9 protein-coding genes are annotated in these 16,320 nt (G+C 37.0%); 5 read left to right on the top strand and 4 right to left on the bottom strand.

Annotated features, from left to right (window positions below):
• Window positions 1–98 precede the first annotated feature (98 nt).
• Entirely contained in the window at window positions 99–1,775 is a 1,677-nt protein-coding gene (locus MHB75_RS00430; RefSeq protein ID WP_340995151.1) for a methyl-accepting chemotaxis protein, read from the bottom strand.
• Between the two features lie 311 nt (window positions 1,776–2,086).
• Between MHB75_RS00430 and brnQ the strand changes: the two genes are divergently transcribed.
• The 4 genes from brnQ (at window position 2,087) to MHB75_RS00410 (ending at window position 7,952) form a co-directional block, all read left to right on the top strand.
• The gene (brnQ, locus tag MHB75_RS00425; protein WP_141274765.1) at window positions 2,087–3,409 is read left to right on the top strand and encodes a branched-chain amino acid transport system II carrier protein; all 1,323 of its coding nucleotides are present in this window, start codon (window positions 2,087–2,089) and stop codon (window positions 3,407–3,409) included.
• A gap of 198 nt (window positions 3,410–3,607) precedes the next feature.
• Window positions 3,608–5,206, top strand: coding sequence for an FMN-binding glutamate synthase family protein (locus tag MHB75_RS00420; RefSeq protein WP_340995147.1), 1,599 nt, complete (start codon window positions 3,608–3,610; stop codon window positions 5,204–5,206).
• A gap of 617 nt (window positions 5,207–5,823) precedes the next feature.
• Complete coding sequence (locus tag MHB75_RS00415) at window positions 5,824–6,909, top strand: C40 family peptidase (RefSeq protein ID WP_340995145.1); 1,086 nt, start codon at window positions 5,824–5,826, stop codon at window positions 6,907–6,909.
• 350 nt (window positions 6,910–7,259) lie between these two features.
• Window positions 7,260–7,952: a C40 family peptidase gene (locus tag MHB75_RS00410; RefSeq protein ID WP_340995143.1), complete on the top strand. Its 693-nt coding sequence runs from the start codon at window positions 7,260–7,262 to the stop codon at window positions 7,950–7,952.
• 109 nt (window positions 7,953–8,061) lie between these two features.
• Here MHB75_RS00410 and MHB75_RS00405 read toward each other — a convergent pair whose 3' ends face one another.
• Both MHB75_RS00405 and MHB75_RS00400 read right to left on the bottom strand, forming a co-directional pair.
• Window positions 8,062–9,285 carry an ISL3 family transposase gene (locus MHB75_RS00405; RefSeq protein WP_223196490.1) on the bottom strand — a complete coding sequence of 408 codons (1,224 nt, stop codon included), beginning with the start codon at window positions 9,283–9,285 and terminating at the stop codon, window positions 8,062–8,064.
• Window positions 9,286–9,718: 433 nt separating this feature from the next.
• Window positions 9,719–11,191, bottom strand: a complete 1,473-nt coding sequence (locus tag MHB75_RS00400) for a S1C family serine protease (protein WP_340995140.1) — start codon at window positions 11,189–11,191, stop codon at window positions 9,719–9,721.
• 290 nt (window positions 11,192–11,481) lie between these two features.
• Between MHB75_RS00400 and MHB75_RS00395 the strand changes: the two genes are divergently transcribed.
• Window positions 11,482–12,210, top strand: coding sequence for a WecB/TagA/CpsF family glycosyltransferase (locus tag MHB75_RS00395; RefSeq protein WP_340995138.1), 729 nt, complete (start codon window positions 11,482–11,484; stop codon window positions 12,208–12,210).
• 1,381 nt (window positions 12,211–13,591) lie between these two features.
• On the opposite strand, the gene MHB75_RS00390 is transcribed toward MHB75_RS00395, so the two are convergent.
• Window positions 13,592–16,261: an Ig-like domain-containing protein gene (locus MHB75_RS00390; RefSeq protein ID WP_340995136.1), complete on the bottom strand. Its 2,670-nt coding sequence runs from the start codon at window positions 16,259–16,261 to the stop codon at window positions 13,592–13,594.
• Between the last annotated feature and the right edge of the window lie 59 nt (window positions 16,262–16,320).

The following is a 16,320-nucleotide window of genomic DNA, read 5'->3' as shown; positions in this document are numbered from 1 at the left end:
TTCTTCGCATCATTTTATATAAAAGCTAAAAACTACTTAGAAGCACTCATAAATTCCCTTATTTCCTTTCAATACCTACTTTTTTAAAAAATGAAACCTTATATTGAAAAACGTTCAGTTGATTTTTGCATCTCCTGCACCTTTTCATAAACTTGCCCCACCTCATATAGAACGGTTGAATGTTGTTGCTTATTCTCTTGTACGAGCTGATTCGTTTCTTCAATTTGATGCGTACTACGTTTTAACGTATCACCTAATTGCTCAATTAATTCGACTGCCTGTTCTTTTTCTCGCTCAATTGTTTGAACATTTTCTTCTATTGCAGTGAAATGATATTGTGATGTCTCTAACCCTTCCATAATTTTCTTCATATTATTAGATGTTTTCTCTACAGCCCCCAATGTATCATGCGAACACTCTAAACTTTTCTCGAATGTTTCTGCCATGCGTGCACCTTGCGCATGAATTTCTTGGGATACATTTTGAATATGTTGTGCTGCTACATTCACCTGTTCTGCTAAATTTCGTACCTCAGTCGCCACTACAGCAAAACCTTTTCCACTTTCACCCGCACGCGCTGCTTCAATTTCTGCATTCAATGCTAATAAATGTGTTTGACGTGAAATCTCTTTTACACTATTTGACACGCGTACGATATCCGTCATTCTTTCTTCTAATATGCGGCGTTCTTCGTCTGCTTCACCGACTAAATGTTGCAACTTAAACATCGTCTGAACTGAATGGTGCATCGACTCATTACTTACTCTTGCATGTTTCACAGTTGTAACAGCACTTGTCGTCAATTCATCTAAACGCCCAATCATATCTTCTAAACTCTCTGAAAAATGCGTAACAAAATGAATAATTGCCTCTGAAGTTGCTTGCTGCTCTTGCGATTCCGCAAGTACCTCACTTAAACGAAGTTCCATATTCTCAGAACCATCATAAGACGCTCGCGTTATGTCTTTCAACTCTCTTGTATGTTGCGAAATCTCCACAGCACCAAATTGAATCATTCGAAGTGTATCCTTCAATTGTTCCTTCATATGATTCATAGCGGCTGTTACATCACCTAGTTCATCCTGTGTTTCAACAGGTACATCTGCAATACGTAAATTACCTTCTGCTACATTTTTAGCAGAATTTGACAAACTTTTTAATTGCAATTTAATTTGTCGGTTTGTTATAAATAAAAGAAGGAACGATACGCAAATTGCAATCAGAAAGGATCCGATTAATAATACAAGTGTACTTTGTTGGGAAGTTTGCATTTGCTTTACAATGTAAACACGTTCTTTCGATAAAGCTTCTGTTTCCTTCATAATTTTTTCATCAAACTGATTATATGTATAATATACTGAATTCAATTGTCTTCTTTTTGCAATGTTATCTTTTTTCTCAACGGATTTTTTTAAACGATTTTCGTATAAATCATCCATTGTCTGTAACACCGATTGCATTTCCTCTTGTCTCATGGACTGTACATTTTTGATTTTTTGCTGCACCTTCTCTTTTGCTTTCTGATAATCTTCTTCAAAACTTGGTAACGGATCACCTACATAATGATTGATGGCGATGTACAATGTCGCATATCCTTTTGAGAGACTTTCTAAATGATTCACTTCTGTTGATAATTCATTTAACTCATTGGACCATTTTCGATTTTCGATAATTTGACCAACTAACAGAATCGTCATAACCGCGAATAAAAGAATTGTTACACTTACTGCAAATAAATATTTTTTATAAATGGGTAGTTTTTTCCACACGTGCATCTCACACACCTCCATATTCACTACATTACCATAGGTATTTGGAATTAAGTGGAGAATTACAAGACCTTAACATACCTTTTACATCAACATTACAAGCCTTTAAAATACTTCTTTTTTCTATTTAACATACACAATTACTTCTTTAAAACGTAAAATATGTTTGCAAGATAAAGTTTTCATTTCCTTTAGGTCATTTTCATGTTAGTATATTTAAGTTAGTTTTCCATCTGTAATTTGAATTTTCAGATAAAAACAAATATTTCGTAATTATAAATTATTTAAGTTTTTTTTTCGGAAAAGGAGTTCTGTATATGCAAAATCAAACATTGTCCCTATGGGGAAAAATCTCAGTAGGTTTCATGTTATTCGCACTATTCTTAGGTGCGGGTAATATCATCTTCCCACCAGAATTAGGTCAAAAATCGGGTGATCACTTTGTCATCGCGATGATTGCCTTTCTAGTGACAGGTGTAGGTCTTCCATTACTTGGTGTAATCACGGTTGCAAAATCAGGTGGTGAACTACAAGATATGGCAAGCCGTATCAGTCCAAAATTCGGTATCATCTTTACAGCGATTGTCTATTTAGCAATCGGCCCATTTTTCGCGATGCCGCGTACAGGTACCGTTTCTTATGAATTAGGTGTAAAACCATACTTATCAGAAGCAACAGCGAATGCACATTGGCCTTTACTTGTTTTCACAATCATCTTCTTTACAGTTACAATGTTCTTTGCATTGAAGCCAAGCAAATTAATTGACTCGGTTGGACGTGTATTAACGCCTGCTTTATTAATCGTTATTGCGACATTAGCTATTAAAGCGATCGTTACACCAATGGCTGGTCCAGGTAAAGCTGTTGAAGGTTATGTATCGAGTCCTTTCGGTGAAGGCTTTAAACAAGGTTACTTAACAATGGACTTTTTAGCCGCTTTAATTTTCGGTATTGTTATTGTTCAAGCATTAAAGGGTAAAAATATTACACATCGTCCTGCTGTTGTAAAAATCACAATCTTCGCTGCTTTTGTTGCAGCAATTGGTTTAGCGCTTGTATATGTGTCACTTGGTTACATCGGTTCTTCTTCTGTTCAAACAATCGGTTTCATCGGTTCAGGTACAGAAATTATTACAAAGTCAGCTTATGAATTATATGGTTCATTCGGGAATGTACTATTAACAATCGTAATCATTTTAGCTTGTTTAACAACTTCAATCGGCTTGATGACAGCTTCATCTGAGTTTTTCTATAAAATTTTCCCTCAGTTTAGCTACAATACATGGGTTATTATATTTGCTGTTTTCAGTACAGGTATCGCAAACTTTGGATTAGCATCACTAATCAAAATTTCATTGCCTGTTCTATTCGCGATTTACCCATTAGCAATCGTTTTAATGCTATTAGTTCTTGCTTCAAAATGGTTTAATGATGCACGCCCTGTCTATATTACAGCGATGATCTTCACTGCTTTCATCAGCATCTATGATGGTTTAGGCGCTGCTGGCATTAAATTTAAAGCATACACTGACTTTGTAAATGCAATCCCTTTAGCTGAATATGGTCTTGGGTGGTTTATTCCAGCATTAATTGGTGCCATTATCGGCTATATTATTTCTCTTATAATGAAGAAAAAATAATCTATAAATGAAAAGAGCGTGAAATCTACTTTCCGCTCTTTTTCTTTAAACATTAAAGACGTAAAAAATCTGACTTTTCTTTTTATATAGTTTTTATAAAAAGGGGTTGTATCTATCTCGAATTGTGATATATTTAATCCATTATTGATATACATTCACAAAATAGACATAATCAAAACATGAAAAGGACGTGACACAATGGATTCGCAAAATCTGTTGACAACTGTATTATTAGTTATTATTAGCTTGGTAATTTTTATTCCAATCATTTTTGCAATCGCTTTCTATTTATTAGACCGCAAACAAAAACAACACTCTATCTTACGTAACTTCCCTGTATTAGGACGTGTACGTTACTTAACTGAAAAAATCGGGCCTGAGCTTCGTCAATACCTTTTCGATGATGACAATAAAGGGAAACCATTTTCTCGTGAAGAATTCTTACACATTGTATTACCTGGGAAATACTTAGGCAGTGTAATAGGCTTCGGTTCAAAACGTAATTTTGAAGAAGCAGGTTTTTATATTCGTAATGCTACGTTCACAAAACAAGTTGAAGAGATGCAAGCAGATCAAAGTAATCCTGTTAAAACCCAAAAATATGTAATCGATCATGACGAGTTATTCTCCCGTAAAGAACATACCGTTCCTGTAGATGCGAAACCTTGGTTATTAACAGATGAAAACGCAGTTGTGTTAGGTCCAAACTGCCGCGAACCATTCCATGTAAAAGGCATGTTCGGTCAATCAGCAATGAGTTACGGTGCATTAGGTCGAAATGCTATCACAGCATTATCAACTGGTATCGGTCAAGTTCCGGGTTCTTGGATGAACACAGGCGAAGGTGGCGTATCACCCCATCATTTAAAAGGTGGCGCAGATTTAATCGTTCAAATTGGTTCAGGTTTATTCGGTTTCCGTACTCCTGAAGGCGAATTTAACATTGAAAAAGTAAAAGAAAAAGCTGCAATTCCACAAGTAAAAGCTTTTGAATTAAAATTAGCACAAGGTGCAAAAACACGTGGTGGTCACGTTGAAGGTGAAAAAGTAACACCTGAAATTGCTGAAATTCGTGGTGTAGAAGTTGGTAAAACAATCAACTCACCAAACCGATTCCGTCAATTTGATGACTTCCCTACACTATTCAACTTTATTGATGATATTCGTGAAGCTGGTGGTCTTCCAGTTGGTATTAAAATTGTTCTAGGTAGCCCTGAAGATGCCGATTCGTTAGCACGTTATATGGCTGAATCTGGTCAAAGTCCTGACTTCATCACAATTGATGGTGGTGAAGGTGGTACAGGTGCAACATATCAAGAACTAGCTGATAGCGTTGGTTTACCACTTCATACAGCTTTACCATTACTACAAGATGCACTTGTACGTTATGGCGTCCGTGATCGCGTGAAAATTATCGCATCAGGTAAGGTCATTACAGCTGATAAAGCAGCCATTATTCTAGCATTAGGTGCTGATTTAATTAACATTGCACGTGGCTTTATGATTTCAGTAGGTTGTATCATGGCTCAAAAATGTCATACAAATGAGTGTCCAGCTGGTGTAGCAACAACAAACCCGAAACTACAAAATGGTTTAATTGTAGACGAGAAGAAATATCGCGTATCGAACTACATTCTAAACTTGCGTGAAGGTTTATACCGTGTTGCTGCTGCTGCAGGTATTGACTCACCAACTAAATTCTCAAAAGAACATATCGTTTATAAAGATGAACTTGGACGTGTGTACTCAATTGATGAACTACAAAAGAAAAGTGTCTCAGAGCACTCACTTGTATAAATAAGAAAATACCCTCTCGGAAGATTTCTGAGAGGGTATTTTTATATGGAATGATTTTGAGTGAATGAAGCAAGTATCTAGGCGAGTGACCCACTTCCCTCCTCGAATGACCCGTTTAGATGGGTGAATGTCCCGAATCGAACTATGAGTGAACCGAACACCAAAGTGAGTGACCAAATCAATCATTGAATTCGCCCTACTCTTTATAACCTTAATAACATTTAAATAGAAGAAACTCCACAGCCATCTAGTATTTCTCCATCCGTTTTATGTAACTTTTATGTGAAATACTGTACGTGACAAATATTTCAAAAGTAGGTTCAAAAGACCTCGTTCTTGATATATTTTTATTATAATTGTTAATTTTCATCTTCACTATCAAATATGCATACTATCAAACTTGATTTGAGTTGAAATATTTAAAAAAAATTCATTTCACCTAAAAAAAATAGCGTTCTCAATACTTTTAGACTATGTTAGAATAAATACAAATATAAGGCTATTGAACCAAACATTTGAATGTTTTAATACTTTATTACATAAAAAACTTGTTTAGTTAATTTTATTAAAGGTAATTAACTAAAGATGGTATTGACTCGAAGGAGCGTGAAATTAGAATGAAAAAGTCACTCTATGCAGCTGTAGCAGTAGGGGCTGCCGTTATGGTCGCAGGTCACACCGATGCAGAAGCCAGTTCAAAAATTTATACAGTTAAAAGTGGAGACAGTTTATATGTCATTGCAATGAAGCATAATATAACGGTAGCAAAGTTAAAACAGCTAAATAATCTAAAGTCTGACTTAATCTTTGTTAATCAAAAATTAAAAGTTTCATCTTCATCAAAAATAACAACACCAAAAAAATCAAGTTCAACTACGAATAAAAAATTGAATACATCAAGTACTTCTAGCAGCGTCTATACTGTTAAAAATGGAGATTATTTATACGCCATTGCCATGAAATATAACACAACAGTCGATTCAATTCGTCAACTGAATAATCTAAAGACTAATATCATCTACGTTGGACAAAAACTTAAAGTTAAAGGCAAAGTAACAACTATTTCAAAACCATCAACTACAACACCTAATAAAAAGCCTGTACAAAACTCGAAGCCTTCATCTTCTACAAATACATCTGTATATATTGTGAAAAATGGAGATTATCTTGCGAAGATTGCAGCACAATATAACACAACAGTTGAAAATATTCGTCAACTGAATGATCTGAAAACTAATATCATTTATGTTGGACAAAAACTTAAAGTCAAAGGCAAAGTAACTGTAACAAAACCAAATACGGGATCTGGTTCAAATAGTAATACAAAACCAGTTAGCAATCCAACGAACAAAAATGACCTCATTAACATTGCTAAAAGTTTTATTGGAACACCATATACTTGGGGTGGAACAACTCCAAGAGGCTTCGACTGTTCTGGTTTTATTTATTACACATTCAACCAATCTGGTAAACAAATTGTACGTACCAGTGCAGCAGGATATTATAATATATCCACTAAAGTAAGTTCTCCGAAGGTTGGAGATATTGTTTATTTTAAAAATACGTATGCAGCAGGTATTACCCATTTAGGTATCTACATGGGTAATGGCCAATTCATTCATTCTGGCGATAACGGCGTAGAAATTTCTAGTATTTATCAAAGTTATTGGAAAGAACACTTTGCAGGTTATGGTCGCTTATAATAAAAGATGAGGAATCGCTAAAAAGCGGTTTCTCTTTTTGTATTAGGCTATTTTTCTTCGACATATATTACATAGTGTAATATACGCCAGCAGTATTTTTTCTATTTCTATATACATATAATAAAAAAAAGCATAAATTCTCAAAAAAACATGAAAACCATCCTATAAAACTTATATTATCTGAATATTAATATCTTTAAACCGTATTTTTGTAATATAACTGTAATATAACTGTAACTGAATTAACCTTGTTTGATGTGTTGTTTTTTTATAAAGTTAGTGTAGTTAATTTTTACTTACGAATTTAAACAAAACGATTACATAAAAAACGAATTTATTGGAGGACTCACATGTTTAAGAAATTAGTTATCTCAACAATCGCCACGGGCGCAATCGCACTATCATCTTTATTTGGAGCAACTACGGATGCTTCTGCTGCTACTTCTAAAGCAGTTCAATACTCAGCTACAAAATATGTTTACTCAGGTGACGGATCACTAAATATGCGCTCTAGTGCTACAGTAAACTCTAAAGTTGTAAAAACACTTAAAAACGGTAACAAAGTTAAATTATCATCTAAAAAAGTTGTAAACGGTACAACTTGGGTTTATGGTACATATACTGGTAAATCTGGTTGGATGAATGCAAAGTATCTTTCATCTAAAAAAGTAAAAAAAGCATCTAACAACGGTTCAGCATTAATTTCTTATGGTTCTCAGTTTTTAGGTACTCCATATGTATGGGGTGGTACAACACCACGCGGTTTCGACTGTTCTGGATTCACTAGCTATGTTTACAAAAATAAAGTTGGCAAATCTATCCCACGTACAAGTGGCGCTCAATACGCAGCTTCTAAGAAGGTATCTCGCAGCCAATTACAAGCTGGCGATTTAGTATTCTTCTCTGTAGGTAGCAGCCGTATTACACACGTAGCAATGTATGCTGGTAATGGTCAATTATTACATGCTGCTGGTAACCGTGTTCAGTACCAATCTCTTTCTGGTTATTGGGATCGTTATGTAGTAGGTTACGGCCGTTTCTAATTCTTAAATTAATTCAAGTTGTCTAATTAAATGGCTCTTTGTCAAATGACGTTGGTGAGACTATTTAACAGAATAAACGAGTCGGTTTTTCGAGCGAGTTGTGTTTCATTTATGAAACGCAGCTCGCTCTTTTCAATTTGAAATGAATGAAGATTCGTTGACGGTAGTTCGTGAAATTACGATACCCATAGGCAACACGATTTAAGACTTTGATTTTATTGTGGATGCCTTCAATTCTTCCGTTATTGAATGGATACATAAAACTATTTTCAATGGAACTTAAGTGATGTTTTAATGTGCGTATACTTCTTCTGAAATCAAGTGAAATCGCTTCGTGTAAAGGCTGTTTTAAGAGCGTTTGTAAGGCGTTTATATCTTTGTCTTTCATGGCATTTAATAGGGATTGATACAGTGTATAGTTGACTTGTAAACGTTCATCATAACTCAATAATGTATCGACAACGGTCCTGTCCGTCGTTTGCCCAAATAACCCAAACGGTTTATAAGCGGTGTAGGTTAGGTCTTTTTCGTTTTTTAAAAGTAGTTTCCAATATCTTTTCAGTCGACGATATTTCTTCTGATCTTCGTTGTGCCCGCGTCTAAAACCATTCATGACTTGGATTCGCAGTTGATTCATCGAACGACTGATCAATTGAACGAGATGGAATCGGTCGATGATGATCTTCGCTTTTGGAAACAGTTCTTGTATGAGTTTTTCATATCCGGCATTCATATCAATCGTAATGGTTTTGACCGAACAGCGTTCACGATAGCTGTAACGCGTGTAGAAATGGTTCTTAATATGAAAACTGAAGCGACTCGGTAAAATATCCAAAATCGTGCCTGTTTGGGCATCAATATATTGAAAAGCCATGCGCCCTTTGGCATATTTAAATTCATCGAACGACAGGTTTTCCGGTAGTCGATTCGTTGGTTTCAGGCATTCATTCGCATACGCTTGAATAAAGCGTTGCACAGAAGACACCGAAATCATCGCATCTTGGGCAATCAACGTGATGGATTGCGCTTCGGTCGCTTTCATCGTAACGCGTGCTTTCGTTTGATTGGAAATAAAACAATGGCGATCGACAATAGACGAACGCGCCACGAAAGTACAGGAACAGCTTTTACAAAAGAAGCGCTGTTTTTTGAGTAAAAGGAAGGTACGATGCACCCCCGTGAGTGGCAACGTGATGCGGGATGTTTGTGTCCCGTTTTTAATCACGGAAAAATGTTCATTTTTCATACCACAAACCGCGCAATGGGTCGGTATATAGGTAAGTGTAGCGGAAATAAATTTACATACCTTTCCTCTATCTTGCTTTATTTCCACACATGCATCGGAAAAAGTGATGTTTGGGTCTTGTATATCTAGTAAATTTTTAATATCATGAGTAGTATGCAAGTGAGTCTCTCCTTTAGTATGGGTTTTAGTCGACTTTTATTCTATCGGGAAACTCACTTGTTTTCTATGGTTTTATATAAAAAAATAACGCAAGTGAAGTTCCAGCACCGATCTCATGTGAGTTCGGTGCTTTTTTCTTCACCAACGTTATTTATTGTAGAGCCAATTAAATTCGTGATAAAAGAGTAGCTCATGTAAAGCTACTCTTTTTTTGTATAGAGACAAACAATCTAGGACAAACACACTACTTTCCTTTTTAGTGTTTGCAACGAAAAACTGGAACCACGACACAGCGCGATTCCAGTTTTTCTTATGTTCATGTGGGATAATAGTTTTTACATTTATGCCCCAACCTGTTTCACTATTCTTCTGTTGTACTATCTACGCTAGATGTATCTGCTGGCACATCTTCTTTTTCAGTATCTGTTTTTGTATCATCTTTACCATCTGTAGTTGGAGGCTCTTCTGTTTCTGGCTCATCTACTTCTGGTTTTTCAACAGGAGTTGTCGGTTTTTCTACAGGTTTTTCTTCTACTTGTTTACCTGTATCTACAGAACTGTTTACAATAATACTTGAAATCTCATACTCTCCAATATCATTGATAATAATTGTATACGCCACATTTTCTGTAATCGTATGTGTCTTTTTCGTTTTTGGATCTACATACTTCGCTACAGTATTCATTGTTACTGTTGCATAATCTTTGTTAATTGTGACACCTGTTACATTGTAATCAAGTGATTTAAACTGCTTATCTTTTGTATAACGTGATACCATCGCGTCTGCTTCTTTCATTGCTGGACGGTTTCCGATGAACGTATCATAGTATTTGTGCTTACCATTTTTAATAGATTGAATTAATAATACATAATAACTTTCCATACTTTCTTTTAAGAAGTTCTCATCAAAGTAAGCTTCATCTGCATGGTTATTATCAAACTCTGTATCTTCATTGAAATCAATTTTAATATCTTGCGCTGACCATTTATTTACTAGCCCCATCACAGAGGCTAGAGGAATTGCATAACCAATCTCCGGGTGATCTTCTAAAATAATGGAATTAATACCGATGACATTACCTGTCTCAGCATTAATTAGTGGCCCACCACTTGAACCTTTATTTAAGCGTGCCGTAATCTCATACAAGTTTTTGTATGTATAATCGTCCACGAATTCAGCACCGATACTTTTGATAACACCTTCTGTAGTAGTGCCGTATTGATCTTTTGGACTACCAATTGCAACAACTTTCGTCCCCACTTTTGCAGTAGCTGTATCAAGTACAAGCGGGTTTTTCCCTTCTAAATCAGGTACTCGAATTAATGCAACATCTGTTTTATTAGAAATACCAATGACTTTCCCTTGGAATTCTTGACCTAATTCATTTTTCACCACAACAAACCCTGCGTCTTTTGCTACGTGCGCATTTGTTAAAATGTCACCTTTATTATTTATTAAGAAGCCAGAACCTTGTTGTAGATCGGTATAAACTGTATAAATTTGCGTTTTCGCATTGGCAATAATCGCATCTTTATTATAGGTCGGCATGTTGACTGGTGTTTCATCTTGGTTTGTTGTGTCTTTTGAAGAAGTTTCTTCATTTGAAGTTTCTTTCGTTACCGTACCTTTTGCTTCTTTTTCGCCCTCATCTTTTGGCTCTTTTTTCGCTTCTTTTTCTTCATTTTGAACACGAATGTTGTTGTCTTTCGCCTGGTCATCCGTCTTAGTTACTAAAGCATAGATGCCAGCTGCAACAACTGCAATGAGGATGAAAGCTACTACTAAACGCTTAAACGCAGCCTTCTTCGGTTTAAAACGTCTGTTTTCACTCATAACATCCACTTCCAATCTTATTATATTGTCTACCATATTAACGGATGAACATATTAAAAAGTTTCATCGATATATGGCTGTTTTCACAAAGCATATCATATCACATTCTTTTTAGAAAATTAATGTGTCAATGTAATGAAATTTTTGGCACAAACTATGTCTATAGTGTGAATTTAATAATCATCCCTTAAAATCCATATTATTCCTAATTATTTTATCGGTTTTTACATTCTTTTCTTTACATTTTCTTATATAATGAAATGGACTAAACTCGAAGGAATGAACAACTCGTGAATAAAGTAAACATTTTAAATATACCCATTACGAATACAACAAAAGCACAATTTTCAAAAAAAATGATGATTTTGTTAGAAAAACAAAAACGTCCCATTCAAATTGTCACAGCCAACCCAGAAATTATCATGTTAGCTAAAGAAAATCCTACATATGAGGGCTATTTACGTGCGAGCGATCATGTTGTAGCAGACGGAATTGGTGTTGTTATGGGCGCAAAGATGCTCGGCACACCTCTCCAAGAACGTATTGCTGGTTATGAATTATTACTTGAATTTTTATCGCTAGCAAATGTTGAAAAGCACCGTTTTTATTTCTATGGTGGTAAACCAGGCATAGCCCAAAGAGCCGCTGAAGAAGCTGAAAAACGTTTTCCAAATGCTCAAATCGTCGGTGTTTCTGACGGTTATGGTGGCGATGGCGATGGCGTTCAAGTAGCTGAAAAAATTGCTAAACTAAAGCCAACTCACATTTTTGTTGCGCTCGGTGCGCCCAAACAAGAAGAATGGATTGCAGAGCACGCTCATCGCTTCCAGAACGTCATTATGATGGGTGTAGGCGGTAGCTTTGATGTTCTATCAGGACAAGTCAATCGTGCGCCAGAACTCTTTATACGCCTTAATTTAGAGTGGTTTTATCGCCTAATTACACAACCAACTCGTGCTAAACGTATGTTAAAAATCCCACAATTTTTACTCGCCGTACAGCGTGAAAAAAGAAAATAAATTGGAACCAGAACAGTGAACGGACTGTTCTGGTTTTTAATTTAAGCTGAGTGTTAGGAACTTAAATTGACTAGACTTGTGCGAATTCGAACATTCGGTTGGCGAAACGGGACATTCGAGGGCGAAAACGGGTCACTCGCCTCTCGATTCGGGTCATTCACCCATTCAAACAGGACATTCGAGGGCGAAAACGGGTCACTCGTCGCTCGATTCGGGTCATTCGCCCATTCAAACAGGACATTCGAGGGCGAAAACGGGTCACTCGCTCCTCGATTCGGGTCATTCGCTCGTCTAAACGGGACATTCGAGGACGAAAATGGGTCACTCGCCGTTCGATTCGGGTCATTCGCTCGTCTAAACGGGACATTCGGAGAAGTGTTTGGGTCACTCGCCTCTCGATTCGGGTCATTCGCTCGTCTAAACGGGACATTCGAGGGCGAAAACGGGTCACTCGCTCCTCGATTCGGGTCATTCACCCGTCCAAACAGGACATTCGAGGGCGAAAACGGGTCACTCGCCCGAACAACCTTAATTGCTCACTCTCCGTACTTTCTTCAAGGCTTTTGAGTAATCTAAGAGGACTTGAGTTAACTATGCTCATGTGAATTCGAACATTCGACCGGCGAAACAGGACATTCGAGGGCGAAAACGGGTCACTCGTCGCTCGATTCGGGTCATTCACCCATTCAAACAGGACATTCGAGGGCGAAAACGGGTCACTCGCTCCTCGATTCGGGTCATTCACCCGTCCAAACAGGACATTCGAGGGCGAAAACGGGTCACTCGCTCGAACACCCTTAATTGCTCACTCTCCGTACTTTCTTCAAGGCTTTTGAGCAATTCAAGAGAACTTGAATTGACTATGATAGTGCGAATTCGAACATTCGACCGGCGAAACGGGACATTCGGAGAAGTGTTTGGGTCACTCGCCTCTCGATTCGGGTCATTCACCCATTCAAACAGGACATTCGAGGGCGAAAACGGGTCACTCGCTCCTCGATTCGGGTCATTCACCCGTCCAAACAGGACATTCGAGGGCGAAAACGGGTCACTCGCTCGAACACCCTTAATTGCTCACTCTCCGTACTTTCTTCAAGGCTTTTGAGCAATTCAAGAGAACTTGAATTGACTATGATAGTGCGAATTCGAACATTCGACCGGCGAAACGGGACATTCGGAGAAGTGTTTGGGTCACTCGCCTCTCGATTCGGGTCATTCACCCATTCAAACAGGACATTCGAGGGCGAAAACGGGTCACTCGCTCCTCCTCATGCTCTGAAGCCATTTTTTCCAATAACCAAAAAGTAGGAATCGCACGTGGCGATTCCTACTGTTGTTATGTGTGAACACATAAAGTTTGGGTTATTAACTTGCGTTTGAATTATTTTGTTGCAGTAATTTTTGTGCCGCCAACAACTTTGTTAGTTGCTGCATCTGCGCCTGTAGTTTCAGCTGCTGTTTCAACTACTACTGAATCTGCTGCTAAGATATCTGCTGCTTGAGTATTTGCTGTGAATACATATTTACCTGCGTCTGCACCTTTACCTGCAGCTACTGCTCCTGCGATCACTGTTGGAGTACCGCCTTTAGTAGCTGTTACTTTAACATCACCATCAACTAAAGGTGTTGCTAATTTTTCAGATAATGTCATTGTAATTGTACCGTCTGCATTGATTTTAGCTGCTGTTAATTCAGGAGCTACTGCATCTTTAAATGTTACTTCTTTAGTTGTTACGATTTCTTTTACAGCGTTACCTTTAACATCTTTGATACCTGTAATTGTGAATACACCTTTAGTATCTTGAGCAAATGCTGATTTTGGTAATGTCACTGTAACGTTAGCTGTTTTAGCTGCGCCAGTTGCATTAGTTGTAATTTTTGTACCTGCTGGTAATGCTTTACCTGCAAATGTGTAGTTCGCTACATCTAAAATACTTGCGAAGTCTAAGTTATTTAATGCATCTGTTACTGTGTAAGTTAAAGTATATGCTTCTGCATTACCTTTTTCTGCTGTGATAGCTGGTGCTACTTTATCTTCTGCTTCAACTACTTCTTCTTTCGGAGTTGTAATTGTTTTTGTGAATGCTGCTACTTCGTTGTTTGCTGCATCTTTGAATGTACCTTTTGCTGCATTAAACTCGTATGTTTTCTCTGCACCTAAAGCTGGTACTGTTACTGTTACTGTTTTACCATCGATTACTGTGTTACCAGTTTTTGGTGTAGTATTTAATGTAATGTCTTGTGTAGAACCGATGTAACCAGTTGATGCGTTTTTCTCGAAGTAAGTTACTTTCGCGCCAGCGCCTAATACTACTTCCTCATCATATGAAAGTACTAATTTACCTTCTTTGAATTCAGAAGAAACAAGTGTTGGTGCAGTTGTATCTGCTTCGAATTTCACTGATTGTGTGAATGCTGCAGATTTGTTTTTAGCGTTATCTAAAACTAAACCTTCTTGTGCATATAACACACCTGTGAATGTGTGATCTTTCTCGTATGCTGCTTTAGCCGCTAAACCTGCTGCATCTCCACCGAATGTTACTGTATATGTTACAGATTTTTTATCTTCAGAAGATTTTGCATTTGATAAAGTAGCTACTTGTACGCCATTTGAAGATACGTATGTTTTGCTAACATCACCAGCAGTTACTTCTTTATCGTATGCAACTGTTACAGTTAAGCCTTTTGTTGTTACGTTTGTAACGACTGGTGCTACTGCATCTGCTGCTACAACTTGAGTTGTTACTGTAGCTGGGTTTGGATCGATTGTGTTACCAGCGATATCTTTTACATTTGTTAATTTAACTTCTACTGCTTCACCAGCTTTTAATGCTTTTGTGAAAGTTAAGATTAACTCATCTTTGTTAGTACCTTGTGATACTGTTGCTGCTTCGCCATTTACGTAAGCGATGCCTGCAGTTTGTACTGCTTCTGAGAATTTAACAGTTACTTTATTAGTAGTTGTTGCATCGATTGTAGCGATTGCTGATGATGCTGAAGCAATTACTGGTGCTACTGTATCTTTGTAGTTTAATACTGTTACATATTTAGGTGTAGATACTTTCTCGTCTGCTTTTGTTACGATTGCAGGTACTTCAACTGTTGCATCTTCAGCTACGATTGCTGCTGCTGTTGTGAAAGTTAATGTACGACCATCTTCAGATAGTTTACCAGCTGTTAAACTAGTTGCGCCAACTTTTACTGTTGCTGCTTCTGCAGATTTTTTATCTACTGCTTTGTTGAATTTCACAACAAATGTTGTACCGTTTACTGCTTCAACTGAAGCAACTTTAGCGCCTACTTCGATACCTTTTTCGATTGCTACTTCTTTACCTTCGATAGTGAATGTACCATTAGCAAGTTCTGCGTTGTTGTACCATTTACCGTCGAATTCTTTGATGCCTTCGTTTAATTTAGCGCCATCGTATAATTTACCTTCGAATAATGCTAATTCAGTGTTTAATACTGCATCTTTGTAAAGTTCCTCATTGTATAATTTGTAACCTTGGTTTAATTTACCATCTACATATAATTGATCCTTGTAAAGACCTGTAGTTACAACTTTTTTACCTGCTACGTAGTAAGCACCTTTATATGTTCCTGTTGTTACTTTTTTAACACCGTTTACGTAGTAAGCACCTTTATATGTTCCTGTTGCTACTTTACCATCTTTGTAGTATTTAGAAGCGTAAAGACCTGTAGATACTTTTTTAACACCTTTTACGTAGTAAGCTTTGTTGTAAGTACCAGTCGTTACTTTTTTAGCGCCTTTTACGTAGTAAGCTCCTTTATATGTTCCTGTTGCTTTTTTACCTAATTTGTAATAAACCTTGTTTTTTAGACCAGTGAATTTTTTACCGTCTTTGTAAACTACTTTGTTATAAGTAACATAGCCTTTAGCTACTTTACCAGTTTTGGCAACAACTAGTTTGCCAGACTTGATTTTGTACTTGCTTGCTGCTGAAGCGTCAGTTGTTACTACAGCTGATGTTACTACTGAAGCTCCTAATGCTAGGGCTGCTGCAGTTTTAATTAATTTGAAATTACGCATAATTGAAAATCTCCTTTTCAGTCATAAATGTTATTTATTCGTAATACACTCGAGTGCAT

Origin of the sequence: Kurthia sp. FSL E2-0154, from assembly GCF_038003625.1 — a bacterium.
Classification (GTDB): domain Bacteria; phylum Bacillota; class Bacilli; order Bacillales_A; family Planococcaceae; genus Kurthia; species Kurthia gibsonii.
The sequence above is the reverse complement of the archived record's forward strand: the minus strand, read 5'-3'. Positions and strand labels throughout refer to the sequence as shown.